A 16955-nucleotide genomic window follows, 5' to 3' on the forward strand; every position below is an offset into this window, starting at 1 on the left:
TTGCCCACCCGCGCCGGTCTACGTGAGTATGAAGAGTGTGGACCTACCCGTGCAGCCACCGATAGACCCCATGCTGGCCAAGGCGGCCGCGAAGGTGCCGGACGACGCAGGGCTGTGGTCCTACGAGCCGAAATGGGACGGGTTCCGCGCCCTGGTGTTCCGCGACGGTGACGAGGTGGTGCTGCAGTCCCGCAATGGCAAGGAGCTGGGCAGGTACTTCCCGGAGTTGCTCGCCGCGCTGAAGGACGAGATCGCGCCGCGCTGTGTGCTCGACGGCGAGGTGGTGGTGCCGCGGGCGATCAACGGCCGCATCCGGCTCGACTGGGAATCGCTGAGCCAGCGCATCCATCCGGCGGCCAGCCGGGTGCAGATGCTGGCCGAGCAGACGCCGGCGCATTTCATCGGATTCGACGCGCTGGCCGACGGTGCCCGCAGCCTGCTGACCGAGCCGTTCCGCGTCCGCCGCGCCGCGTTGCAAAACCTGGTGAGTGAGAAGCAGTGGTGTCACGTCACACGGACCACCGAAGATCCCGAATTGGGCGCGCACTGGCTGACCACGTTCGAGGGCGCGGGACTGGACGGCGTGATCGCCAAGCGTCTCGACGGCGCCTACCTGCCGGGCAAGCGGGAGATGATCAAGGTCAAGCACGCCCGCGACGCCGACTGTGTGGCCATCGGTTATCGCATCCACAAGAGCGGTGAGGGCATCGGGTCCATCCTGCTCGGGCTCTATACCGACGGTGGCGATCTCCATATGGTCGGTGGCGCAGCGTCGTTCACCGTCAAGGACCGCATCGCACTGCTGGGGGAACTTGAGCCGCTGCGTACCGGTGAAGCCCAGGACGGCGAACCGAGCCGCTGGAACTCGGCCGCCGACAAGACCTGGATTCCGATTCGCCCGGAGCGGGTATGCGAGGTGGCATACGACCAGATGGAGGGAAACAGCGTGCATGGCAGACGGTTCCGGCACACGGTGAAGTTCCGGCGCTGGCGCCCCGACCGGGATCCGGAGAGCTGCACCTTCGACCAGCTCGACGTGCCGCTGAACTATGACCTCTATGACGTCCTGGAGAAGTCGTGATGGCAAGTGCCGCAGAAGAACTCGACGTCGACGGCGTCGCCGTCCGGTTCACCAACCCGGACAAGGTGTACTTTCCGCAGCTCGGAAGCATGGGCACCAAGCGCACCATGGTCGACTACTACCTGGCGGTCGCCGACCGGATGGTGACACTGCTGCGAGACCGGCCCACTCACCTGCAACGCTTCCCGGACGGTATCGAGGGCGAGGAGATCTACCAGAAGCGGGTGCCGGTGAAGCATCCGGATTATCTGAAGACCTGCACGGTGACCTTCCCGTCGGGGCGCACCGCCGATGCACTCAAGGTGACGCACCCGTCGGCCATCATCTGGGCCGCGCAGATGGGCACCATCACGCTGCATCCCTGGCAGGTGCGCTGTCCCGACGTCGAACACCCCGACGAGCTGCGCATCGACCTCGATCCGCAGCCGGGAACCGGGTTCAACGAAGCCCGGGAGATCGCGACCGGGGTGCTCAAACCGATCCTCGACGAACTCGGCCTGATCGGTTACCCCAAGACGTCGGGCGGCCGGGGCGTCCACGTCTTCGTCCGGATCAAGCCGGAGTGGGATTTCATCGCCGTGCGCCGGGCCGGCATCGCGCTGGCCCGCGAAGTGGAGCGGCGCGCGCCCGATGCGGTGACGACGTCGTGGTGGAAGGAAGAACGCGGCGAGCGGCTGTTCATCGACTACAACCAGAACGCCCGGGACCGGACCTTCGCCTCGGCGTACTCGGTGCGCAAGACGCCGATCGCGACGGTGTCGACGCCACTGTCGTGGGCGGAGCTCGCCGACGCCGACCCCGACGACTACACCATGGCCACCGTGCCGAAACTGCTTGCGCAGCGCGATGATCCGTGGGCCGGTATCGACGATGTGGCGCATTCCCTGGAGCCGTTGCTCGACATGGTGCAGGCGGACGAGGACCGGGGGCTGGGCGATCTGCCGTATCCGCCGAACTATCCCAAGATGCCGGGCGAACCGAAACGGGTACAGCCGAGCAAGGACCGGGACCTCAAGGGGTCCTAGGACCGTGCGATCACGGGGAACACGTGTGCGCCGCGCCCTGCGGGCTGGGCAGCGCCTGGAGATCATCGGTGCCGCAGCCGAGCGCGGTCGCCGAGATCAGCAGTGCCAGCACCGCGAGGTACCGGAGGGGCTTTCCACGCCACGAACGGGTATTCACCTGGTATTCCGATGAGTCGCTGACGCCAACTGAAATATTTTGCTGTCGTCGCACGATGCCACCTCCTCAGTGTGAATATCGCCTAGTAATGGCAACTTACCGGTAAGTATCGGTTGGTAGCCAGAAATCGCCGAACAAGTTCGCTGAGATCGTACATCGGCGCATATTGACGATCGTGGCGGCTCCGGGCCGATCCACTGGGTAGATTGCTGCCCATGACTGGAAGCTGGGGCACCGTGTTGACCGGGCTCGTTCCCCTCGGGCTGGTGGTGGCACTGTCGCCCATCACCGTCATCCCGGCGGTGTTGGTCCTGCAGGCTCCGCGCCCCCGGCCGACGGGACTGGCGTTCCTCGCCGGCTGGGCCGTCGGTCTGGCGGTGGTGACGGCCGTCTGCGTCCAGGCCTCACATCTGCTCGGCGGCGCGCACCATGGCCACAAGTCGCCGCCCGAGTGGGCTTCGTGGCTGCGGGTGGTGCTGGGTGCCGCGCTCATCGTCTTCGGCATCTATCGCTGGTTCACCCGGCACGACAGCACCGATTCGCCGGGTTGGATGAAGAAGATCGGGACCCTCACCCCGGTCCGCGCGGCGGCGATGGGTGTGGCGCTGGTCGTGGTGCGCCCCGACGTCGTATTGATCTGTGTACCAGCCGGATTGGCGATCGGCACCGCTGGGCTCGGCCTCGAGGGCGACTGGCTGGCCGCGGCCTTCTTCGTGATCGTCGCCGCGTCGACAGTGGCGATCCCGACCGTGGCCTACGCCATCGCCGGTGCTCGGCTCGACGACACGATGCGGCGGCTCAAAGACTGGATGGAGAAGAACAACGCCGCGCTGATGGCGGTGGTGATGGTCGTCATCGGCGCGATGGTGCTGCACAACGGCGCACGTGCACTCGGGTGGCTCTAGGACAGACCGAGGCGACAGGTGTTCCTGACCGGAAAACTCCGGTAGAGACGCCATCGCGCGGATGCCCAGGTCACAGACCTGCGCATCCGCGCGACAGTGCGAAAAGAATTGTGGAAAAGAATTGTGGCTGGTGCGAAGCGCTCCGCACCAGCCGACTGAGCTTTCGGGCTCAGTTAGACCGCGGTGACTCCGGTCGCAGCCGGGCCCTTGCTGCCCTGACCGACCTCGAACTCGACCCGCTGGCCCTCGTCGAGGGTGCGGAAACCGTTGCTCTTGATCTCCGAGTAATGGACGAACAGATCCTTGGAGCCGTCGTCGGGAGTGATGAAGCCGAAGCCCTTCTCACTGTTGAACCATTTCACAGTTCCCTGTGGCATATACCAACTTCTCTCATGTAGAGCGGACGTTAGGAAGAAACGTCCGCTCGGCATCTTAGCTCAGTTCGATGCCCGTGCGCACCCTGAACTGCACATATCGATATCAGGTGTGAACCGGCCTTTCGCCGGGTATGGGGACGGCAGGAGAGCGCCGGCCTCCGCTGTCTGCCGGCCCCGGCCCGGAAGTGACGGACATGCGACTGGTTGCGGCCGTGCTCGCTGTCGTTTCCGTCCTCCTCGCGACGTCGTGCGCGCCCGCACAACGCGTTGACCTGGGCCGGGACGCGGGTTACCTGATCGCCGCGATCTCCGGCGAGCCCGACCAACTCGACCCGCAGAAGACCAGCGCGTACTTCGCCTTCGAGGTTCTGGAGAACGTCTTCGACACCCTCGTGGAACCGGACGCCGACCTGATCATGCGGCCCGCCCTCGCGCAGTCGTGGGACGTCTCTCCTGATCAACTGGCATGGACGTTCCACCTGCGGCCCGGCGTGACGTTCCACGACGGCAGCCCGCTGACCGCGTCGGACGTCGTCTACTCCTACCGCCGGATCATCGACGGCAAGCTGGCCAATGCCGACAAGTTCAGCGCCGTCACCGACGTCACCGCGACCGACGACCACACGGTCCGGATCACCGTGGCCCACCCGACGCCGAACCTGCTGACCAATCTCGGCGAGTTCAAAGGCGTGGCGATCGTGCAGCGCCGCAATGTCGAGGAGGGGCAGATCGCGAGCCACCCCATCGGCACCGGGCCGTTCGCCTTCGTCAGCCAGCGCAGCGGAGATGCGATCACGCTGCGCGCAAATCCGGGCTACTGGGCCGGGGCCCCGCGGATTCCGGGCGTGACGTTCCGCTTCATCAGTGAGCCGTCGACGGCGCTGTCGGCACTGCAGGCCGGTGAGATCGACTGGACCGACGCCGTGCCGCCGCAGCGGATCACCCAGCTGCGGGGCGACGATTCGCTCCACCTCGCGGTCACGCCGAGCAATGACTACTGGTACCTGGCGCTCAACGAGGCCCGGCCGCCGTGGCAGGACGTGCGCGTGCGGCAGGCCGTCGCCTACGCCATCGACCGGGCGTCGATCGTGCAGGCGACCAGTTACGGTGCGGCGCAGGCCAATCAGCTCGCGATCCCGCAGGGCAACCCGTGGTACACGCCCTACGACAAGTACCGCTACGACATCGACCACGCCAAAGCGCTGCTGCGGCAGGCCGGCTCGACGCCGACCGCCATGGACCTGCTGGTCACCAGCGAGTACCCGCAGACGGTGACCGCCGCCCAGGTGATCGCCGACAACCTTGCGCCGCTGGGCATCCGGGTCACCATCCGCACCGTCGACTTCGGGACGTGGCTCGACGAACAACACAGCGGCCACTTCGACATGCTGATGATGGGCTGGCTCGGCAACATCGATCCCGACGACTTCTACTACGCGCAGCACCACACCGGCGGTGCGAGCAATGCCCAGAAATTCTCGGATCCGCGCGTCGACGCGCTGCTGGACGCCGGCCGAACGGAGACCGATCAGCAAGTGCGGCACCAGGATTACACGCAGGCGGCGACGCTCATCGCGGACCAGGTGAGCTACCTCTACCTGTACAACCCCGCCGTGGTGCAGGCCTGGTCGCCGCGGCTGACGGGCTATGAGGCCAGGCGCGACAAGGCAATTCGGTTCCGGGGCGCGGCACTCGGGGGTGACCGGCCATGACCATCCTGCGATTCCTGGTCCGCCGGCTCGTCTACTCACTGGTGGTTCTGGTGGGCGTTCTCATCGTGGTGTTCGCGTTGGTCCATCTGGTTCCCGGCGATCCGGTGCGCATCGCCCTGGGCACGCGGTACACCCCCGAGGCGTACGACGCCCTGCGGCACGCGAGCGGCCTGGACCGGCCACTGGCCGCCCAGTTCGTCAGCTACCTCGGCCATGCCGCGACGGGGAATCTCGGCGTGAGCTTCCGCAGCGGCGACCCGGTGGCCCAGGTGCTGGCCGAGCGGTTGCCCGCCACCGTCTCCCTGGCCGTGGTCGGCATCGTCCTGGCGCTCGTGATCGCGCTGCCGGCCGGCATCTACGCGGCCGCACACGAAGGTCGGCTCAGCGACGTGATCGTCCGCGTCACAAGTCAATTCGGGGTGTCCGTCCCGGACTTCTGGCTGGGCATCCTGCTCATCTCGCTGTTCTCCACGACGCTGGGCTGGTTGCCGACATCGGGCTACCGGCCGCTGCTCGACGATCCGACGGGCTGGCTGCGCCACGTGATCCTGCCGGGCCTGACCGTGGGCCTGGTGGCCGCGGCGATCATGACGCGCTACGTCCGCTCCGCGGTGCTGGAGGTGTCCGCGATGGGTTACGTCCGGACCGCGCGCTCGAAAGGCCTACCGCCACGGGTTATCACGCTGCGACACGTCGTCCGCAACGCCCTGGCGCCCATCCTCACCATCACCGGTATCCAACTGGCGACGATTCTCGGCGGCGTCATCGTGGTCGAGGTGGTGTTCGCCTGGCCGGGCCTGGGCCGGCTGGTCTACCTCTCGGTGGCCGCGCGCGACTACCCCGTGATCCAGGGCGCGGTGCTCCTCATCGCGGTCCTGTTCCTGACGGTCAACCTGGTGGTGGATGTGCTGTACGCCCTTGTCGACCCGCGGATTCGGCTGTCATGAGACTGCGCGCGAACCCCGTCACGGTGCTCAGCGCCGGCGTCGTCGCGGCCGCAGTGGTCATTGCCGTGGGCGCCGGGTGGCTGGCGCCGTACGGCATCAACGACGTCGACGTACCGCAGGCGCTGCGGCCGCCGAGCGGTGCACACTGGTTCGGAACGGACGAGCTCGGCCGCGATGTGTTGTCCCGCGTGCTGACGGGCCTGCAGGCGTCGATGACGGTGGCGGTGGTCAGCGTGGCGTGCGCCGCGGTGGTCGGGACCGCGCTGGGCGTCATGGCCGGTTATCGCGGCGGCTGGCTCGACACCGTGGTGATGCGGGTCGTCGACGTGATGTTCGCGTTCCCGGTGCTGCTGTTGGCCATGGCGATCGTCGCGGTGCTCGGGCCCGGGCTGGCGACGACGATCGCCGCGATCAGCGTCGTCTACGTGCCGATCTTCGCGCGGGTGGCCCGGGCCAGCACCCTGGCCGTGCGGGAGGAGCCGTACGTGGCGGTGTCGCGCACCCTGGGAACCGGCACGGCCTACATCCTGGCCCGGCACGTCCTGCCGAACATCACCGGGCCGCTCATCGTCCAGACGTCGCTGTCACTGGCGTTCGCCATCCTGTCCGAGGCCGCGCTGTCCTTCCTGGGGCTGGGTATCCAGCCGCCGCAGCCGTCGCTGGGCCGGATGATCTTCGATTCGCAGGGCTTCGTCACACTGGCCTGGTGGATGGCGGTGTTCCCCGGCGCGGCGATAGTCGTCATCGTGCTGGCCTGCAACCTGCTCGGTGACGGGCTGCGTGATGTCCTCGATCCCAAGCAGCGCACCATGATCGAAGCGCGGCGGCAGTCATGAGCGTGCTGTCGGTCGACGATCTGTCCGTCCGGATCGGGCGCCGCGACATCGTGCGCGGTGTGTCACTGGCCGTCGAGCCCGAGCAGACGCTCGGCATCGTCGGCGAGTCCGGCTCGGGGAAGTCGACGACGGTGCTCGCCGCGACCGGACTGCTCGACGCGCCCGGTGCGATCGTGACCGGATCGAGTCTCCTTGGCGGACAACAGGAACTCGTCGGCGCCCCGGCACGGACGTTGCGGCGCGTGCACGGCGGCCGGATCGGCTTCGTCTTCCAGGATCCGGGGACCTCGCTGAATCCGCTGCTGACCATCGAACGGCAGATCACCGAATCGCTCGAGACGCACAAGCATCTGACCCGGCGGCACGCCGCCGTGCGGGCGCTGGAGCTCCTCGAGGCCGTGGGCCTGCCCGACCCGCAACGGCGGCTGCGCAGCTATCCGCATCAGCTCTCCGGCGGACAGCGCCAGCGGGTGATGATCGCGATCGCCCTCGCCTGCGACCCTGAGCTGCTGATCGCCGATGAGCCGACGACGGCCCTCGACGTCACAACACAGGCCCAGATCATCGCCCTGGTGCGGGAACTGCAGCGCGGTTTCGGCACCGCGGTCGTGTGGATCAGTCACGACCTCGGCGTCATCGGCGAGGTCGCCGACACCGTCACCGTGCTGCGCGGCGGCGAGGCCGTCGAACAGGCGCCGGTCGACGCGATCTTCGACGCGCCGCAGCAGGCCTACACCCGCGAATTGCTCGATGCCAGGCCGGTTTTGGGGCACCCCACCCGTGAGGTCCCCGACACCCCGACCCTGCTGGACGTGTCCGGTCTGGATGTCAGGTTTCCGGTGAGCACGCCGACGGGCCGGATGGAGGTCCACGCCGTCAAGGACGTGTCGTTCCGCATCCGCCGGGGCACGACGCTCGGGCTCGTGGGGGAGTCGGGCTCGGGGAAATCGACCGTGGCGGCCGCGCTGACCGGTCTGGTCGTGCCCGACGGGGGCCGCGCGCTACTGGACGGCACCGACGTGCTGACGGTCAGGCGCCGCGACCGCAAGGCGGTACGCCGCCGGATCGGTCTGGTGTTCCAGGATTCGTTCTCGTCGCTCAATCCCCGCATCCCCGTGGGACTTTCGATCGCCGAGCCCCTGACGGCCAATGCCAGGGACCGGCGGGCCCGGGTACGCGAGCTGCTGGACTCCGTCGAGCTTCCGGCGGACTACGCGGCGCGGTACCCGCACCAACTGTCCGGCGGCGAGCGCCAGCGCGTCAACATCGCCCGGGCGCTGGCCGTGCAGCCCGAGCTGTTGATCCTCGACGAAGCCACGGCGTCGCTCGATGTCTCGGTGCAGGCCAAGGTGCTCGACCTGCTGACCCGGCTGCAGCGGGAACGCGGTCTGACCTACCTGTTCATCGGCCACGACTTGGCCGTGATCGAGCGCATGAGCCACGACGTCCTGGTGCTGCGCGGCGGCGAGGCGGTGGAATACCGCTCTGCTGCCGAGTTGTTCGCGCATCCCGAACATGACTACACGCGCGCGTTGCTCGCCGCTGTGCCTCCGGCGCGTCCGGGGCGTGCAACGATGACCTGATGCGTGCGGTGATCTTCGAGCAGTTCGGTGGGCCGGTGGAGGTTCGCTCGGTCGCGGACCCGACGCCGTCGCCCGGCGGCGTCGTGGTGCAGGTGCACGCGACCGGGCTGTGCCGCAGCGACTGGCATGCCTGGGCCGGGCACGACGACGGCGTCGCACTCCCGCACGTCCCCGGACATGAACTGGTCGGGGAAGTGGTCGCCGTCGGCGCCGACGTCCGGCGCTGGCATGTCGGTGACCGGGTGACCACACCGTTCGTGTGTGGTTGCGGCGCCTGCGAATGGTGTGCCAATGGTCAGGCGCAGGTGTGCCCGAACCAGACCCAGCCGGGATTCACGCACTGGGGCTCGTTCGGTGAGTACGTGGCGCTGCATGCCGCAGACACGAATCTCGTTGCGGTGGGCGAAGATATCGACGACTCCGCGGCGGCCGCGCTGGGTTGCCGGTTCGCCACCGCCTACCGCGCGCTGCGGGCCCGTGCCGACGTCAAACCCGGTGAGTGGGTCACGGTGATCGGCGTCGGTGGCGTGGGCCTGAGCGCCGTCCAGGTGGCGGCGGCTGCCGGCGCCAACGTCATCGCCGTCGACCGCACGCCGGCGGCACTGGAACTCGCACGCAGCCTCGGCGCCACCGAGACCGTCCTCGCCAACGGCGGCGGGGTGGCGGCCGCGGTGCACGAGATCACCGGTGGCGGAAGCCATGTCGCGGTCGACGCGGTGGGCACCGCCGGGACGTGCGCCGACGCGATCCACAGCCTCCGCCGACAGGGGCGGCACGTGCAGGTGGGCTTGCTGCCCAACGTCGACGGGCACCCGCAGGTGCCCATGGATCGCGTAATCGCCTGGGAATTGGATGTTTTGGGCTCGCACGGCATGGCCAGCGCGGACTACCCCGAGATGCTGGACCAGGTCGCGGCGGGCGAGCTGCGTCCGCAGGCGCTCGTCGAGCGGGTGGTGGGGCTGGCAGAAGGGGCGCGGCTGCTGCCGGAGTTCGGTGCCGCCAGCCCGGTGGGGGTCACGCTGATCGACCCCCGCCTGGCGTGACGGTCAGGGGACCGGCACGCCTTCGCGCAGGAAGTACACGCCCGCGATGGTGCCATCGGGGTGAATCTTCACCCGGAACTGGCCTGGCATGCGGTCCATCTGCAGCGGGACGTTCACCACGGTGAGGTCGCCGCGCAGGGTGTCCTCGGGGCCGCCGTGCGACTGGTACGCCCCGAACGTGCGCTGGTAGCCGTCCCATACCTGCTGTAATGCCTTGGGGGACAACCGCTTCTGCAACTCCGGATCGAACCGGGCGGTGACGGCGGCGTAGTTGCCCGCCGCGATGTCGTCGATGGTCGTCATCGCGACCTGGTCGGGGGCGTCGGCCGCCGTCGCGGCTGGTGCCGCGCCGAGTGCGACGCCGATCCCGAGTGCCGCGATCGCGGCCGCCACTGTGCTCCGACGCTGATGCCTGGAATGTTGTCCCCGCCACATGAGGGCCAGCCTATGCGCTCGCGTCCCGATTGCCATTGACGAGACCCCGGGTACCGCCTAGTTTTGACTACATACGTTGTCAACGGTGACAAGGAGTGCGCACGATGTCCCTGCCGATCCCGGCACGTCATCCCGACCGGCCGCAGCCGGTGCCCGCGGCGATCAGTTCGTTCGCCACCATGCTGGCCATCGGGAAGCCCGATGCGGCGCAGTGGCAGCGCCTCGGCGAGCGTCTGGGCGTCGGGGACGAGCCCATGGACGCCCTGGTCGGCTGGATGTCGGAGACGGGAACCAAGCAGCTGCGGCCGCTGTTCGACCGCGCGCTCACCGACGGCATCGCCGCCGTTCCCGAGGCGCCGGAGCCACTGCGCAGGTTTTTCGAATCCGTCGAGGCCACGCCCGACTGGGTCGACACCGAAGCGCTGCGGATCGGCGCGCGGACGCTGCGCCGCGGCGGGGCCGACGGCATGTACATCGCCAGGGACGTGGCCCTGCTGGGCGGCTACCAGTTCTCGGGATTCAACCAGACCCTGTTGCGCACCGGAGCCCTGGAAAAGGGGTCCAACCAGCGGTTCGCCGAGACCATGCAGTGGGCGCTCGACGTGATCGAGGCCGGCGGGCTCGACAAGTTCGGTTCCGGCTACCGGGCCACGGTCCGGGTCCGCTTCGTGCACGCGATGGTGCGCAGACACGTGCAGGCGATGCCGGACTGGCGAACCGAGCAGTGGGGTGTGCCGGTCAATCAGACCGACATGGCGGCCACGCTGGTCGGCGCCCTGATCGCGCCGGTTCTCGGTGGCCTGGCCATGGGCATCGTGGCCACCCCCGCCGAGTTGAGCGGCATCGCGCACCTCACGCGCTACGTGGGCTGGTTGATGGGCGTGCAGGACGAATGGCTGCCGCGGTCCTTCCGGGACAGCGTCCGCATCCTCTATCACACGTCCACCGCGCTGGCGGTCTCCGACGAGACCACCAGGCAGCTTTCCGTCCCGATGGCGCGTGACCCGCTGAGCTGGCATTACCGCGGCGCGGCAGGCCTTCGCCGGCGGCTGGCGTGGGCGCAGCACCTGTCGGTCACGACGGCGTTCCTGGGCCCGCGGGTGATGCGCACGCTGGGGCTGCCGGCCTACATGCCGCCGTGGTATCCGGTGCTCCGCATCCCCGTCAACGGTGTCCGCAGCATCGCGGCGCTGGTGCTCCCGGGAGGTTCGGACCGCGCCGCCGACCGGGGACTGCGCGAGCAGAAGGCCCTGCTGCACACCATGATCGGGGAGGACCAGGCCACCATCGGGGCGTCGGCGTCCCACCTGCGTGGCGTGGCCTGAGTTTTACGGCAGCGGCGCGACGGGGGCGACGCAGGCCGGCTCCACCGGCGCCGGGTCGCGCCACGCGTGACTGCCGGACATCAGCGCGACGGTGAAAGCCTCCAGCAGCCCGACCACGACGACGGGCCACATGGCTCCGGCCAGCACGCTGGTGAGGACCTGGTGGTCGGGTTGCTCGTCGTCGCTGAACCTGCGGCCGAGGAGATAGGTCGCCAGGGTCACCACAGCCCAGATCGCTGTGTACGCCTCCACGTAGAGGTGGACCACTGGGCTACTCCCTTTGACCGGGTAACCGCCGCGTGAACAGCTGTGACCGAAGGCTCATTTGCAACTGAATGTGTCGCCAATCTAACTCGGGAAAATGCCCCCGCCAAGGCCTTCGGCACCCAGCAACCCCATTACGGCACGTCGGAGGGCGGTGGCAAATTGTCATAACGCCCGGTACCCGGTTAGTGCCGGTGGCCAGCTACTTCGACGGGCTAGTAGATTTTTTTGCCAGAAAGCGACGTGTCAGGACGTCAGGGCGGTCTTGGCGGTGTGCTGCTGGCCCGCGCGGTCGATCCAGAACAGCTCCACGACGTCGCCGGGGTAGTGCCGGTCCAGCACGCTGGTGAGCGCACTCGCCGAGCTCACCGTGACGCCGTCGATGCTCACCAGGACGTCGCCCGGGACCATCCCGGCGATTTGCGCGGGGCCACCGCTGATCACGTCGCGGATCAGCACGCCGGGCAGCTGCGAGTGCTCGTCGGTGCCGCCGACACCGACGCCGAGCAGCGTCGGCTGCCCGATGTGGATGCTGTTCGACGCCGCGCCGGCCCGGATCTGTGCGGCCGTCGCCAGCACCTCATTGATCGGGATCGCGAAGCCCTCGCCGCCCGGACCCATGTGGAAGTTCAGCGTCGCCGCGACCGTCATCCCGACCACCCGGCCGTCCGACGAGACCAGCGGGCCGCCCGAATCACCGGCGCGGACCGGAGCCGCGAACTGGATCAGGCCCGTCACCTGCTCGGAACTGCCCGTCAGCTCGTCCTTGGCGGTGATGGTGCGGTTCAGGCCGATGACGTTGCCGGCCTCGTGGGTCAATGAGTTGACACTGCCGTCGGCGTTGCCCAGGGCCACGACCTCGTCGCCGACGGCTACCGCCGCCGAGTCGCCCAGCGGGGCGACCGGCAGGTCGGCCGCGCCGCGCAGCTGCAGCACCGCGATGTCGCGGTGCCGGTCGTAGCCGACCAGGTCCGCGCGGTATGGCCGGCCAGAGACGGTCGCGGTGACCTTGTCGGCGCCCTGCACGACGTGGAAGTTCGTCAGCAGCGCGCCGCCGGCGTCCAGGACGAAGCCGGTGCCGGCGCCGATGGCGTGCTGGTAGTTGATGACGGTGTCGACGCGCGCGGTCGCGGGTTCGACAGCGGCTGCGGCCGTGGACGGGTCAGCGTGGGCGATCGGGGCGATGCTGACGGTGGCCACGACAACGGCTGCCGCGGTGACCGCGGTGCCGAGCCGACGGCAGAAGCGGAACCCGCCCATGTGCTGTCCTCCGGACTGCGAGGTGATGGCCCTGCGAGTAGGCCCTTAGGCTCCGCGCCCGAACAAGCCGGAACCTTTGCCGGAGCGGCGGTTGCGCAGCTTACCGGCGGGGGCGTCGTCAGTGGCCGTTTCTTCAGCCTCGTCCTCGTTGGTGTCGGCGGTCTCTTCGCCGGACGTCTTGGTCGCTTCATCGGACTCGGCGGCCTCGGTGTTACCGGCGTCGTCGCCTTCGGTGGTTTCGGCCGCGTCGTCGCCGGCCTCGTCTTCGGCCGTTTCTTCGGCCGTTTCTTCGGCCTCGGGCGCGCTCTCGTCGGCGGCTTCAGCGGTGACAGCTGCGGCCCCGGCGTCGGCCTCGACGTCGGCCTCGATGTCCTTGCGGCGGCCGCGACGCTTGCCGTCCTTGACCTTCAGCGGAGCCGGCGGCGGGGGCGGCAGTTCGGCGACGAAGGCCAGGTAGAAGGCCAGGGCGGCGAGCAGGGCCAGGCCGGCCGCGCCGCCGTAGATGCCGAACAGCCAGGTGCCGGCCTGATCCAGGGTCAGCCAGATCTCGCTGATCGCGGCGCCGATGATCAGGACGCCGGCCACGATGTGGAGGACGATCGACCAGGTGCGCAGGGTCAGCGCCAGCTGCGGGGTGCCGTACTCGGGCAACGCGGTGCGCTGGCGGGTGAACAGCACCGGCAGCGCCGACAACGCGATGATCAGGCCGCAGACGATGCGCATCGCGGTGCCGAGGGTGTGCGACCAGTCGCCGGTCAGCTCATTCCAGCGGGGCAGCGTGAAGAAGAAGTACAGCAGGGCTGCGAGAACCAGGAACGACGCGTGCCAAATGATCGCTACCGGCCGCCGCATGCTGCTCCTCGAGGGGTTTTGGCTTCGATGTGGATCCGGGGTGCGACCGGCTGATCAGCTGGTCGCACCCCGGACCGAGTGCGGAGGATAGGGGATTTGAACCCCTGAGGGCTGTTAACCCAACCCGCGTTCCAGGCGAGCGCCATAGGCCACTAGGCGAATCCTCCGTCGACAAGGGTACCCGACCCGGATCCGACGCCCTACTCGTGTGCCACTGGGTGGGTACTACACTCATGGCCGGACCCCGCGCGGCGTCCATCCTGTGAACTCCCCCAGGGCCGGAAGGCAGCAAGGGTCAACGGGCTCTGGCGGGTGCGCGGGGTCCCCTATGTTTTCGCTATCTGATGCGAAAGGCGCGCCGTGTCGTTTCTGTCCCTCGGCCGTGACGAATTGCAGGCCCAGCACGATCTGCAACAGCGCAATTACGCCGAACTGCAGGCCCGCAACCTGACGCTCGACCTGACCCGCGGCAAGCCGTCGGCAGAGCAGCTCGACCTGTCGAACGCCATGCTGAACCTGCCGGGGGACACCCCGGGCTCGTACCTGGACGGCAACGGCACCGACACCCGCAACTACGGCGGCCTGCACGGCCTGCCCGAGCTGCGGGCCATCTTCGGTGAACTGCTCGGCCTGCCCGTGCAGAACCTCATCGCCGGCAACAACGCCAGCCTGGAGTTGATGCACGACGTCATCGTGTTCTCGCTGCTGCACGGCGGCGTCGATTCGCCGCGGCCCTGGGTTCAAGAGCCCGTGTTGAAGTTCCTGTGCCCGTCGCCCGGCTACGACCGGCACTTCGCGATCACCGAGAGCTTCGGCATCGAGATGATCCCGGTCCCGATGCTCGAGGACGGCCCCGACGTCGACCTCATCGAGGAACTCGTCGCGGCCGACCCGGCCATCAAGGGCATGTGGTGCGTGCCGGTCTTCGGCAACCCGACCGGCGTCACCTACTCATGGGAGGCCACCCGGCGGCTGGTGCAGATGCAAACGGCCGCACCGGATTTCCGGCTGTTCTGGGACAACGCCTACGCCGTGCACACGCTGACGCACGAGTCGGTGCAGAACGTCGACGTCGTCGGCCTGGCCGCCACCGCGGGCAACCCGAACCGGCCGTACGTGTTCGCCTCGACGTCCAAGATCACCTTCGCGGGTGCCGGGGTCAGCTTCTTCGGCGGCTCGCTCGGCAACATCGCGTGGTACCTGCAGCATGCCGAGAAGAAGACCATCGGCCCGGACAAGGTCAACCAGCTGCGGCACGTCCGGTTCTTCGGCGACGCCGACGGCGTGCGGCTGCACATGCAGCGGCACCAGGCGCTGATGGCGCCCAAGTTCGCGGCGGTCGCGGAGATTCTCGACGACCGGCTCGGCGAGTCGAAGATCGCGTCGTGGACCGACCCCAAGGGCGGCTACTTCGTCAGCCTGGATGTGTGGCCGGGCACCGCGAAGCGGACTGTCGCACTGGCCAAGGATGCCGGCATCGCGGTGACCGCGGCCGGGGCGTCGTTCCCGTACAAGAAGGACCCGGACGACAAGAACATCCGGGTCGCGCCGACCTTCCCGTCGCTGCCCGACCTGCGGGTCGCCATCGACGGCCTGGCGACGTGCGCGCTGCTGGCCGCGACCGAGGTGCTGCTCGAGGACTGAGGTCCGGCCGCGGTACGCGTTGGCCCTGTACTCAGGGCGCATTTGTGCGAGTGGCGGCCGCCTACAGCCGGTCGACGATGCCTTTCGCTTCTTTCAGGCCGAGGCCCGTTTCCTCGCGCAGCCGCTTGATGGCCTGGATTTTCTGGCCGGCCGCGGCCAGTCGCATGACTTCGGGGCTCACGCCGGAGCCGCCGTACGACTGCCATTGTGGCTGGGGCGCCGGCGCGGCGTTGTCGCTGTTGCCGGCGCGTTCCAAGATCGCGACCCGGCGCTCCAATTCGGTGAGCCGGTTCAGTAGATCGTCGTACGAGAGGTCGCCGGAGCGTCCGAACAATGCCATGCGTGCCAGTGTGGTGGATTGGCACAGCTCTTGCGTTGACTGCGAACTGACGCCGTATTTGTGCGAGTAGCGGCCTGCGTGGATTCGCAGTCAACAGCCGCGCTCCAGCGGTGGCCCGTTGCGGGGCGTCTTGCGGGGTGAAATCTCCATGCCTGGCCGCCAGAGCCGGTCCCATTCGCGCTCGACCCGAGCGATGATGCCGGGCCGCCGATGCCCCGCGGCAACTCGGATATGCGTCCACCCGACTCGAGCGATGTAGTCGGCACGTTCGATGTCGTAACCGAGCTGATCGGCGTGCTGCCCGCCTTCGTATTCGACCGCCAGCATCAGCTCCTCCCAACCCATGTCGAGGAAGTACTTCGGGTAGCCGTCCGGCCCGAGGACAGGTATCTGCGTCTGCGGCCTCGGAAAGCCGGCGTCTATGAGCATCAGCCGCAACCAGGTTTCTTTCGGTGAATGGCCACCGGCGTCGAACAGGTCGAGCGCGCGATCCAGTTGCCGCAGGCCACGGGCGTGGGGGTGGTGTTCAGCCAGTGCGACAACGTCGTCGCCTTTGAATCCGGTGGCCCGCGCGAGGGCGTCGAGCCGGGCGACTGCCGCACCGACCAAACCCCGCCGCCCCAGGTCGAACGCAGTGCGCTCCGGGCTCGTGACAGGCAGCCCGCCGATCTGGGTGGTCTCACCTTCGCGGATCAATTCCCGGCGGGCGATCACATCATTCGGCGGCTTGGTCTTGGTGCTGATCAATTCGATCGCGACGTCGTCAGCTACCCATTTGGCCTTATGGAGTGCAGATGCGGCCATCCCCGCGATCACCCCGTCACGACCTGACCACAACCATGCGGCTGTACTGCGCTGTCGCAGCGACAACGCACTCCGTTTGTCCGCGTAGATGTTCGGCAGGATCGGCCGGTAGTAGCGGCTCAGCTCGTAGCGGCTGAGGACGCCCGCTGCCAGCGCTTCGCTGCCGATGAAAGGTTCGGTCATGTGGGAAGCGTCGTGACGAACACCGACGCGGATCGTTCGGTTGGCGGCGCTTTGCAGCTGTCTGTGGATAAATCGGTGACTGTGGATAGTTGACTGCGAACTGACGCCGTATTAGTGCGAGTAACGGTATGCGTAGATTCGCAGTCAACGGGCACCAGAGCACGAGTCGGACCCGCTCGGTA

Annotated in this window: 18 protein-coding genes, 1 tRNA gene and 1 other RNA gene; 11 read left to right on the plus strand and 9 right to left on the minus strand. The window is 68.1% G+C overall.

The genetic code is table 11. The features are described from left to right. Window positions 1-28 precede the first annotated feature (28 nt). Together G6N46_RS20320 and ligD are read left to right on the plus strand one after the other, a co-directional pair. A complete protein-coding gene (locus G6N46_RS20320; RefSeq protein WP_163693198.1) occupies window positions 29-1081 on the plus strand; it encodes an ATP-dependent DNA ligase in 1053 nt (350 codons plus the stop codon). Next, window positions 1081-2106 carry a non-homologous end-joining DNA ligase gene (gene ligD, locus G6N46_RS20325; protein ID WP_163692920.1) on the plus strand — a complete coding sequence of 342 codons (1026 nt, stop codon included), beginning with the start codon at window positions 1081-1083 and terminating at the stop codon, window positions 2104-2106. Before G6N46_RS20320 ends, ligD begins: the two co-directional genes overlap by 1 nt. Window positions 2107-2116: 10 nt before the next feature. Here the strand turns inward: ligD and G6N46_RS20330 are convergent, their stop codons facing one another. Further along, the gene (locus G6N46_RS20330) at window positions 2117-2263 is read right to left on the minus strand and encodes a hypothetical protein (protein ID WP_163692921.1); all 147 of its coding nucleotides are present in this window, start codon (window positions 2261-2263) and stop codon (window positions 2117-2119) included. A gap of 215 nt (window positions 2264-2478) precedes the next feature. Here G6N46_RS20330 and G6N46_RS20335 point away from each other — a divergent pair, with 215 nt between their 5' ends. Continuing rightward, window positions 2479-3168 carry a GAP family protein gene (locus G6N46_RS20335; RefSeq protein WP_133426116.1) on the plus strand — a complete coding sequence of 230 codons (690 nt, stop codon included), beginning with the start codon at window positions 2479-2481 and terminating at the stop codon, window positions 3166-3168. A gap of 173 nt (window positions 3169-3341) precedes the next feature. Here G6N46_RS20335 and cspE read toward each other — a convergent pair whose 3' ends face one another. Beyond that, window positions 3342-3545: a transcription antiterminator/RNA stability regulator CspE gene (gene cspE, locus G6N46_RS20340; protein ID WP_043402873.1), complete on the minus strand. Its 204-nt coding sequence runs from the start codon at window positions 3543-3545 to the stop codon at window positions 3342-3344. Window positions 3546-3739: 194 nt separating this feature from the next. Here cspE and G6N46_RS20345 point away from each other — a divergent pair, with 194 nt between their 5' ends. The 5 genes from G6N46_RS20345 to G6N46_RS20365 are packed head-to-tail and all read left to right on the plus strand — an operon-like array spanning window position 3740 to window position 9666. Then, window positions 3740-5257, plus strand: coding sequence for an ABC transporter substrate-binding protein (locus G6N46_RS20345; RefSeq protein WP_138251008.1), 1518 nt, complete (start codon window positions 3740-3742; stop codon window positions 5255-5257). Continuing rightward, the gene (locus G6N46_RS20350) at window positions 5254-6204 is read left to right on the plus strand and encodes an ABC transporter permease (protein WP_138251007.1); all 951 of its coding nucleotides are present in this window, start codon (window positions 5254-5256) and stop codon (window positions 6202-6204) included. Before G6N46_RS20345 ends, G6N46_RS20350 begins: the two co-directional genes overlap by 4 nt. Next, window positions 6201-7040: an ABC transporter permease gene (locus tag G6N46_RS20355; RefSeq protein WP_138251006.1), complete on the plus strand. Its 840-nt coding sequence runs from the start codon at window positions 6201-6203 to the stop codon at window positions 7038-7040. The genes G6N46_RS20350 and G6N46_RS20355 overlap by 4 nt, the downstream gene beginning before the upstream one ends. Then, a complete protein-coding gene (locus tag G6N46_RS20360) occupies window positions 7037-8623 on the plus strand; it encodes a dipeptide ABC transporter ATP-binding protein (protein ID WP_138251005.1) in 1587 nt (528 codons plus the stop codon). The genes G6N46_RS20355 and G6N46_RS20360 overlap by 4 nt, the downstream gene beginning before the upstream one ends. After that, window positions 8623-9666, plus strand: coding sequence for a zinc-binding dehydrogenase (locus G6N46_RS20365; protein WP_138251004.1), 1044 nt, complete (start codon window positions 8623-8625; stop codon window positions 9664-9666). Before G6N46_RS20360 ends, G6N46_RS20365 begins: the two co-directional genes overlap by 1 nt. A gap of 3 nt (window positions 9667-9669) precedes the next feature. Here the strand turns inward: G6N46_RS20365 and G6N46_RS20370 are convergent, their stop codons facing one another. Continuing rightward, window positions 9670-10059: a DUF3887 domain-containing protein gene (locus G6N46_RS20370; protein WP_163692923.1), complete on the minus strand. Its 390-nt coding sequence runs from the start codon at window positions 10057-10059 to the stop codon at window positions 9670-9672. 146 nt (window positions 10060-10205) lie between these two features. On the opposite strand from G6N46_RS20370, the gene G6N46_RS20375 reads away from it, so the two are divergent. Next, the gene (locus tag G6N46_RS20375; RefSeq protein ID WP_138251003.1) at window positions 10206-11426 is read left to right on the plus strand and encodes an oxygenase MpaB family protein; all 1221 of its coding nucleotides are present in this window, start codon (window positions 10206-10208) and stop codon (window positions 11424-11426) included. A gap of 3 nt (window positions 11427-11429) precedes the next feature. Here G6N46_RS20375 and G6N46_RS20380 read toward each other — a convergent pair whose 3' ends face one another. The 4 genes from G6N46_RS20380 to G6N46_RS20395 all read right to left on the minus strand — a co-directional run bounded on the left by G6N46_RS20380 (window position 11430) and on the right by G6N46_RS20395 (window position 13969). Then, window positions 11430-11693, minus strand: a complete 264-nt coding sequence (locus G6N46_RS20380; protein WP_133426109.1) for a hypothetical protein — start codon at window positions 11691-11693, stop codon at window positions 11430-11432. A gap of 243 nt (window positions 11694-11936) precedes the next feature. After that, entirely contained in the window at window positions 11937-12950 is a 1014-nt protein-coding gene (locus G6N46_RS20385) for a S1C family serine protease (RefSeq protein WP_138251002.1), read from the minus strand. Between the two features lie 45 nt (window positions 12951-12995). Next, entirely contained in the window at window positions 12996-13802 is an 807-nt protein-coding gene (locus G6N46_RS20390; RefSeq protein WP_138251001.1) for a lipid uptake coordinator LucA, read from the minus strand. An 81-nt stretch (window positions 13803-13883) separates the two neighbouring features. Continuing rightward, window positions 13884-13969, minus strand: a tRNA-Ser gene (locus G6N46_RS20395). A gap of 68 nt (window positions 13970-14037) precedes the next feature. Between G6N46_RS20395 and ffs the strand changes: the two genes are divergently transcribed. Together ffs and G6N46_RS20405 are read left to right on the plus strand one after the other, a co-directional pair. Continuing rightward, window positions 14038-14134: signal recognition particle sRNA small type (gene ffs, locus G6N46_RS20400), an RNA gene on the plus strand. A 28-nt stretch (window positions 14135-14162) separates the two neighbouring features. Then, window positions 14163-15446: an aspartate aminotransferase type Ic gene (locus G6N46_RS20405; RefSeq protein ID WP_138251000.1), complete on the plus strand. Its 1284-nt coding sequence runs from the start codon at window positions 14163-14165 to the stop codon at window positions 15444-15446. Between the two features lie 61 nt (window positions 15447-15507). On the opposite strand, the gene G6N46_RS29015 is transcribed toward G6N46_RS20405, so the two are convergent. Both G6N46_RS29015 and G6N46_RS20415 read right to left on the minus strand, forming a co-directional pair. Beyond that, window positions 15508-15786, minus strand: a complete 279-nt coding sequence (locus G6N46_RS29015; protein WP_138250999.1) for a ribosomal protein L7/L12 — start codon at window positions 15784-15786, stop codon at window positions 15508-15510. Window positions 15787-15876: 90 nt separating this feature from the next. Next, a complete protein-coding gene (locus G6N46_RS20415) occupies window positions 15877-16773 on the minus strand; it encodes a DUF559 domain-containing protein (RefSeq protein WP_138250998.1) in 897 nt (298 codons plus the stop codon). Window positions 16774-16955 lie beyond the last annotated feature (182 nt).

Source organism: Mycolicibacterium phocaicum, from assembly GCF_010731115.1.
Taxonomy (GTDB): domain Bacteria; phylum Actinomycetota; class Actinomycetes; order Mycobacteriales; family Mycobacteriaceae; genus Mycobacterium; species Mycobacterium phocaicum.

Bases quoted from the DNA above. Each gene is read 5' to 3' on its own strand.
- G6N46_RS20320 (WP_163693198.1), top strand. From the start codon at position 29: ATGAAGAGTGTGGACCTACCCGTGCAGCCACCGATAGACCCCATGCTG.
- ligD (WP_163692920.1), top strand. From the start codon at position 1,081: ATGGCAAGTGCCGCAGAAGAACTCGACGTCGACGGCGTCGCCGTCCGG.
- G6N46_RS20335 (WP_133426116.1), top strand. From the start codon at position 2,479: ATGACTGGAAGCTGGGGCACCGTGTTGACCGGGCTCGTTCCCCTCGGG.
- cspE (WP_043402873.1), bottom strand. From the start codon at position 3,545: ATGCCACAGGGAACTGTGAAATGGTTCAACAGTGAGAAGGGCTTCGGC.
- G6N46_RS20345 (WP_138251008.1), top strand. From the start codon at position 3,740: ATGCGACTGGTTGCGGCCGTGCTCGCTGTCGTTTCCGTCCTCCTCGCG.
- G6N46_RS20350 (WP_138251007.1), top strand. From the start codon at position 5,254: ATGACCATCCTGCGATTCCTGGTCCGCCGGCTCGTCTACTCACTGGTG.
- G6N46_RS20355 (WP_138251006.1), top strand. From the start codon at position 6,201: ATGAGACTGCGCGCGAACCCCGTCACGGTGCTCAGCGCCGGCGTCGTC.
- G6N46_RS20360 (WP_138251005.1), top strand. From the start codon at position 7,037: ATGAGCGTGCTGTCGGTCGACGATCTGTCCGTCCGGATCGGGCGCCGC.
- G6N46_RS20365 (WP_138251004.1), top strand. From the start codon at position 8,623: ATGCGTGCGGTGATCTTCGAGCAGTTCGGTGGGCCGGTGGAGGTTCGC.
- G6N46_RS20375 (WP_138251003.1), top strand. From the start codon at position 10,206: ATGTCCCTGCCGATCCCGGCACGTCATCCCGACCGGCCGCAGCCGGTG.
- G6N46_RS20385 (WP_138251002.1), bottom strand. From the start codon at position 12,950: ATGGGCGGGTTCCGCTTCTGCCGTCGGCTCGGCACCGCGGTCACCGCG.
- G6N46_RS20390 (WP_138251001.1), bottom strand. From the start codon at position 13,802: ATGCGGCGGCCGGTAGCGATCATTTGGCACGCGTCGTTCCTGGTTCTC.
- G6N46_RS29015 (WP_138250999.1), bottom strand. From the start codon at position 15,786: ATGGCATTGTTCGGACGCTCCGGCGACCTCTCGTACGACGATCTACTG.
- G6N46_RS20415 (WP_138250998.1), bottom strand. From the start codon at position 16,773: ATGACCGAACCTTTCATCGGCAGCGAAGCGCTGGCAGCGGGCGTCCTC.